Origin of the sequence: Variovorax jilinensis, from assembly GCF_030316885.1 — a bacterium.
GTDB lineage: Bacteria > Pseudomonadota > Gammaproteobacteria > Burkholderiales > Burkholderiaceae_C > Variovorax > Variovorax jilinensis.
This window is the reverse complement of record NZ_JASZYQ010000002.1, coordinates 928530-935097: the sequence shown is the minus strand read 5'-3', so window position 1 is coordinate 935097 and position 6568 is coordinate 928530. Positions and strand designations below refer to the sequence as shown.

Sequence of the window (6568 nt, the reverse complement as noted above, 5' to 3'; positions counted from 1 at the left end):
GACAGCGATCTCGTCGAAGGGGTTCATGCTCATCTTGACGTTGGCGATGTCGACGCCCGTGCCATCGGACTTGACGCGAACCTTGACGTTGTAGTCGACGACCCGCTTGACGGGAACAAGAATCTTCATTGGTTTGACTCCATTGAATTGCGAAACCGGGACTTGCAGGCAACCGGCGATTTTAGGCGCCGGCCTCTGCGAGGACTGTTCATTTCAATCAGGGGCGGCGCGGAGGGCGACGAAAAAGAACGGTCGTGCTTTTTTGCGATTATAGGCGAGCCGCCTCCGCAGGAGAAGTGCCGGGCGGCATCGACTCCACGTGCAGCACGCTCTGGGGGTAGGGAATCGCGATGCCCGCGGCTCGAAGGCCTTCGAGAATCGCGATGTTGATGGCGGAGCGGACGTTGTCCCTGCCCTTGTCCGGATCAGCGACCCAGAAGTTGAGCGTGAACTCCAGTCCATGGGCGGCGAAGGTCAGCAGGAAGGCCACCGGCGCGGGATCGTTCAGCACGCGCGGTTGCGCGGCGGCGGCGTCGCACAGGATCTGCTGGACGCGTGCGACATCGCTGTCGTAGCCGACGACCACGGTGGTCGAGATGTTGAACTTGCGGTCGGCCAGCGAAAGATTCTCGACCCGGCTCGTGATCAGCGACTCGTTGGGCACGATCGACTCGCGTCCGTTGCCGGCCCGCACCAGCGTGTAGCGCGTCTTGATGTCGGTGATGCGGCCTTCGAAGCCGTCGACGCGCACGTTGTCGCCGATGCGGATCGAGCGCTCGAGCAGGATCACGAAGCCGCTCACGTAGTTGGCGGCCAGTTTCTGCAGGCCGAAGCCAAGGCCGACGCCGAGCGCGCCGCCCAGCACCGACAGCGCGGTCAGGTCGACGCCCACCGCCGACAGCGCGAACAGCAGGCCGATCAGCAGCAGGAAGGCGCGCACCGCGTTCGAGGCCACCTTGCGCATCGACAGGTCGGCCACGGCCTCGCGGAGGATGCGCTTCTCGATCGTCTGCGAGACCCACAGCGCGATCACCAGCACCAGGCCGGCCGACAGCGTGCCGTCCATGATGGTGCGCAGGCTCACGCGCGTGCGGCCGAAGGCCAGCGTGATCTCGTCGAGCTCGGCCAGCACCGGCTGGAGCAGACCGACGATCCAGAGGATGGCGCCGATCCAGGCCAGCCACGAGATCGTGCGCTCGACCAGCCGGGCCAGGGCCGAGGCCGGAAACACCGCGCTCAGCACGCGCGCGAAGAAGCGGATCGCGACCAGCGCCACGAACACCGACACCGCGATGCGCAACACCAGCACAGGCTGGCTCGCGAAGGCAATCACCGCGCGCCGCGCGAGATCGGTGAACAGCAGCGCCATCAGCGGGAACAGCAGGCCGTCGATGGTGCGGCGGCCGAACCAGATCGAGTCCTTGGGCTGGTCGCGGCCGAACCAACGGCAGACGGCCCAGGCCACCAGCACGCAGCCGACCAGGAGCGCGACCTCGATCCAGAGGCCGCGAGCCTGGACCTGCGAGAGCTTTTGCGTGAATTCGCTGAAGTTCATCAACCGGGATGTCCGCGCCGGACGTCAGAGGTCGGCGAGCACCCGCAGGTGCGCCTCGACGCTGCGCGCCAGGGCATCGAGGTTGTATCCGCCCTCGAGCATCGAGACGATGCGCCCGCCCGCATGGCGGCGCGCGATGTCGACCACGCGGCTCGTGATCCAGGCGAAATCGTGCTCGTTGAGGCGCAGCTGGCCGAGTTCGTCGTCGCGGTGGGCGTCGAAGCCCGCGCTCACGAAGATCATCTGCGGCTTGAATTCCTCGAGCCGAGGCATCCAGCAGGCCTCGATCATTTCGCGCACGTCCATGCCCTTGGTATAGGCGGGCACTGGCAGGTTCAGCATGTTGGAGGCCGGATGCTCGGCGCCGCTGAACGGATAGAAGGGATGCTGGAAGAAGCCGACCATCAGCACCCGCGGATCGTTGCTGAGGATGTCCTCGGTGCCGTTGCCGTGGTGCACGTCGAAGTCGACCACCGCAACCCGTTCGAGGCCGTGATGCTCGGTCGCATGGCGCACCGCGATCGCGATGTTGTTGAAGAAGCAGAAGCCCATCGCCTGGTCGCGACAGGCGTGATGGCCCGGCGGGCGCACGGCGCAGAAGGCGTTCTCGAACTCGCCCGAGACCACGGCGTCGGTGGCGGCAATGGCGGCACCCGCGGCGCGGCGGGCCGCCAGCACCGTGAAGCGGGTCAGCGTGGTGTCGGGGTCGATCTGCGCATGGTCGGGGCCGCCGGCCGGCGCGTCCTCGATGAGGCGCTGGCTCAGTTCCTCGAGATGCTCCATGTGGGCCACGCCATGCGCGCGCGTGATCTGCGGCAAGGTGGCCAGCGGGACCTCGGCCCGCTCGAGCGCGTCGCCCACGCCCGTGACGAGCAGGCGGTCCTCGATCGCATCGAGCCGCGCGGGGCATTCCGGATGGCCCGGCCCCATGTCGTGCTTCCAGCAGTCTCGGTGTGTGAAGTAGCCGGTCTTACCCATGATCGAAATCCGCGTCGTAGCCCTACGCGGCATGGGCCCGCCGGGCTTACGGTATTGTTTGCATATGGATACAAAAATGGACGTCGCCGCAAAGCTCGCCAGTTTGCTCGGTCAGCTTAACACGGTGATCGTGGGCAAAGAGGCGCAGGTGCGCGACTGCGTGGCCTGCCTGCTGGCGGGCGGACACCTGCTGATCGAGGATGTTCCGGGGGTCGGCAAGACCACGCTGGCCCACGCGCTCTCGCACACCTTCGGGCTGCATTTCTCGCGCGTGCAGTTCACGGCCGACCTGATGCCGGGCGACCTCTCGGGCGTCGCGATCTACGACCGCGGGCAGCAGGCCTTCGTGTTCCATCCCGGGCCGATCTTCGCGCAGGTGCTGCTGGCCGACGAGATCAACCGCGCCAGTCCCAAGACCCAGAGCGCACTGCTCGAGGCGATGGAAGAAAAGCAGGTCACGATCGAGGGCGAGACCCGGCCGCTGCCGACGCCCTTCTTCGTCATCGCCACCCAGAATCCGCACGACCAGCTGGGCACCTTCGCGCTACCCGAGTCGCAGCTCGACCGCTTCCTGATGCGCATCTCGCTCGGCTACCCCGACCGCGCGGCGGAGCGCGAGCTGCTTGCGGGCGCCGACCGGCGCGAGATGCTGGCCGGCCTGCCCGCGCTGCTGACCGCCGGCGAGCTCAAGGCGCTGCAGCAGCGCGTGCAGCAGGTGCATGCCTCCGAGCCTCTCCTCAACTACCTGCAGGACCTGATGGCCGCGACGCGATCGGGCCGCTGGTTCCTGCAGGGCCTGTCGCCGCGTGCGGGCATCGCGCTGCTGCGCGCCGCCAAGGCGCAGGCGCTGCTGGCCAACCGCGACTACGTGGCGCCCGATGACGTGCAGGCGGTGCTGCCGCAGACCATCGCGCATCGGCTGACGCCGGTGGGCGACGCCGGCCGCGGCGCGGTCGAGCAGGTGCGCGCGATGATCGCGGCGGTGCCGCTGCCGTGACAGCCGATCCGGCGCCGGCCCGCGGCTGGCTGGCGGCGCGCGGCGCACCGCTGCGCACCCGCATCGACCGCTGGTTCCTGTCGCGCCGTCCGCCATCCGACACGCTCGAGCTCACGCAGCGCAATGTCTACATCGTGCCGACTACCGCCGGCTGGATGCTTGCCGCCACGCTGCTGCTGCTGCTCGTGGCCTCGATCAACTACCAGCTCAACCTCGGCTACCTGCTGACCTTCCTGCTGGCGGGCAGCGTCGCCGCGGGCATGCACGTCTGCCACGGCACGCTGCGCGGGTTGTCGCTGCACCTGATGGCGCCCGAGCCGCGCTATGCGGGTGCCGCCGCGGTGTTCCGCTTGGTGCTCGACAACGCGCGGCGCAGCACCCGCTACGGCATCGGCCTCGCGGTGCATCGCAGCGGCCAGTGGGCCTGGTGCGACGTGCCGGCCCAGGGCAGCGCGACCGTCGAGGTGGCCTTCCGGCCCGAGCGCCGCGGCCTGCATGCGGTGCCGACGCTGACCGTCGAGACCCGCTTCCCGCTCGGCACCTTCCGCGTCTGGAGCATCTGGCGACCGGCATCGACGATGCTGGTCTACCCTGCGCCCGAGGCACATCCGCCACCGCTGCCGCCCGCCGAGCCGCTCGCGGGCCAGGCCGCATCGGTGGCGCTGCGCACCCATCCGGCCGGCGAATACGACGGCGTGCGCGCCTACCGCCGCGGCGATCCGCTCAAGCTCGTCGTCTGGAAGCGCGCCGCGCAGGCGCAGGCCGCGGGCTCGGACGACCTCGTGAGCCGCGACACCCAGCAGGCCCAGCGCCAGGAGCTGTGGCTCGATGCCCAGCTGGCGGGCCTGGCCGATGCCGAGGGCCGCATCTCGCGCCTGTGCGCCTGGGTGCTGATGGCCGACCGGCTCGGCGTCGACTACGGGCTGCGCATCGCGGGCCGGACGGTCGCGCCGGCGCAGGGCGAGGCCCACAAGCGCCAATGCCTCGAGACGCTGGCCCTATGCTGAGCGCCCGGCTCCAGGCCCTGCCGCGCGAAACGCGCGACACCCTCTTCCTGCTCGGCGTGATCGCGCTGATCCTGCTGCCGCAGGTGCCCAACCTGCCGTGGTGGTGCAGCACGCTGGCCGCGGTGGTGCTGCTCTGGCGCGGCGCGCTGGCGGTGCAGCAGCGGCCACTGCCGGGCCGTGGCTGGCGCATCGCGCTGCTCGCGCTGACGCTGGTCGCGACCTACGCCACCCACCGCACGCTGCTGGGCCGGGATGCCGGCGTCACGCTGGTGGTGATCCTGCTCGCGCTCAAGACGCTCGAGCTGCGCGCGAGGCGCGATGCCTTCGTGGTGTTCTTCCTGGGCTTCTTCGCGATGCTCACGAACTTCTTCTATTCGCAGTCGCTCGTCACCGCCTTCGCGATGCTGCTCGCGCTGCTAGGGCTGCTGACCGCGCTCGTCAATGCCCACATGCCGGTGGGCAAGCCGCCGCTCGCGCAGGCGGCGCGCACGGCTGCAAAGATGGCGCTGCTCGGGGCGCCGATCATGCTCGTGCTGTTCATGCTGTTCCCGCGCCTGGCGCCGCTGTGGGGCACGCCGAACGACACCATGACCGGGCGCACCGGGCTCTCGAACTCGATGCGGGTCGGCACCATGGCGGCACTGGCGCTGGACGACGGCATCGCCGCACGCGTGCGCTTCGACGACGGCCGCGTGCCGCCGCGCACCGCGCTGTACTTTCGCGGACCCGTGCTGTCGCAGTTCGACGGCCGCGAATGGACCGCACCGCCCCTGTTCTCGCGCGCGGCACTGCCGCAGAGCCTGCGCGTCGGCGGCCCGCCGACCGACTACGAGGTCACGCTGGAGCCCTCGAACCGGCCCTGGGTGCTCACGCTCGATGCCGCGCCGACCCGGCCCGAGCTCCAGGGCTACGAACTGTTCGCCACACCCGAGCTGCAATGGGTCGCGAACCGCCCGATCGGCGACCTCGTGCGCTACCGGGCCCGCAGCTACACGCAGTTCGAGAGCGGTCCCACGCGCCGCACCCCGGCACTGCGGTCCCTCGTCGCGTTGCCGCCGGGATCGAACCCGCGCACGGTGGCGCTGGCAGCGCAGATGCGCAGCGATCCGGCGCTGGCCGGCGCCGACACGCCGGCGCTGGTGCAGAACGTGCTGCAGCGGCTTCGCACCGGCGGCTATTCGTACACGCTGGAGCCGGGTGTCTTCGGCAACGACACGGCCGACGAATTCTGGTTCGACCGCAAGGCCGGCTTCTGCGAGCACATTGCTTCTTCCTTCGTGGTGCTGATGCGTGCGCTGGGCATTCCGGCGCGCATCGTCACGGGCTACCAGGGCGGCGAGCTCAACGGGGTCGACAAGTACTGGGTGGTGCGCAACAGCGATGCCCATGCCTGGGCCGAGGTGTGGGAAGAAGGCCGCGGCTGGGTGCGGGTCGATCCCACGGGCGCGATCGCTCCCGACCGGGTCGGGCAGTTCCGCCGCCTGGCGCCCGAGCCCGGACTGTTCGCGGGTGCCATCGGCGCCATGAACCCGACGCTGTCGCAGAACCTGCGCGCCGCCTGGGAGGCGGTCAACAACGGCTGGAACCAATGGGTCCTCAACTACACGCAAAGCCGCCAGCTCGATCTGCTGCGCAACATCGGCTTCGGTGCGCCGAGCCTGCTCGACCTGGCGCTGGTGATGCTCGTGCTGCTGGTGATCGCGAGCCTGGCCGGCGCCGCCTGGACCTTGTGGGAGCGCAGCCAGCACGACCCCTGGCTGCGGCTTCTGGGCCGCGTGCGCAAGCGGCTCGCCATGACCGGCGTGGTGCTGCCCGAAGGCGCCTCGCCGCGGCAGATGGCGGCCGCCGTCGCTGCGCGCCACGGCGCCGACGCGCAGCCGGTTCACGACTGGTTGCTGCGGCTGGAGGCGCAGCGCTACGCGAAGGCGCCGCGCGACGCCCTTCCCGCCTTGCGCAGCGAGTTCCGGCGCCTGGCGTGGCCGCGCTGATGCGCTGGTTCCACCGAACCCGGACCGCTTTTCGAACGGCACA

General features: G+C 69.8%; 5 protein-coding genes and 1 pseudogene. 3 read left to right on the top strand and 3 right to left on the bottom strand.

Annotation, left to right across the window (positions count from 1 at the left end):
- The 3 genes and pseudogenes from QTH87_RS11530 to QTH87_RS11520 form a co-directional block, all read right to left on the bottom strand.
- Positions 1 to 129, bottom strand: a pseudogene (locus QTH87_RS11530) (electron transfer flavoprotein subunit beta/FixA family protein); the annotation flags it as partial.
- A gap of 139 nt (positions 130 to 268) precedes the next feature.
- Positions 269 to 1555, bottom strand: a complete 1287-nt coding sequence (locus QTH87_RS11525) for a mechanosensitive ion channel family protein (RefSeq protein ID WP_286609044.1) — start codon at positions 1553 to 1555, stop codon at positions 269 to 271.
- A 24-nt stretch (positions 1556 to 1579) separates the two neighbouring features.
- Entirely contained in the window at positions 1580 to 2533 is a 954-nt protein-coding gene (locus tag QTH87_RS11520; protein WP_286609043.1) for a histone deacetylase family protein, read from the bottom strand.
- 76 nt (positions 2534 to 2609) lie between these two features.
- On the opposite strand from QTH87_RS11520, the gene QTH87_RS11515 reads away from it, so the two are divergent.
- From QTH87_RS11515 to QTH87_RS11505, 3 genes are read left to right on the top strand one after another with little or no spacing between them, the layout of a single operon-like run.
- Positions 2610 to 3530 (top strand): AAA family ATPase, encoded by a 921-nt coding sequence (locus QTH87_RS11515; RefSeq protein WP_286609042.1) that lies wholly within the window; start codon positions 2610 to 2612, stop codon positions 3528 to 3530.
- Positions 3527 to 4537 (top strand): DUF58 domain-containing protein, encoded by a 1011-nt coding sequence (locus QTH87_RS11510; protein ID WP_444812769.1) that lies wholly within the window; start codon positions 3527 to 3529, stop codon positions 4535 to 4537. Before QTH87_RS11515 ends, QTH87_RS11510 begins: the two co-directional genes overlap by 4 nt.
- Complete coding sequence (locus QTH87_RS11505; protein WP_286609041.1) at positions 4531 to 6525, top strand: transglutaminase TgpA family protein; 1995 nt, start codon at positions 4531 to 4533, stop codon at positions 6523 to 6525. Before QTH87_RS11510 ends, QTH87_RS11505 begins: the two co-directional genes overlap by 7 nt.
- Positions 6526 to 6568 lie beyond the last annotated feature (43 nt).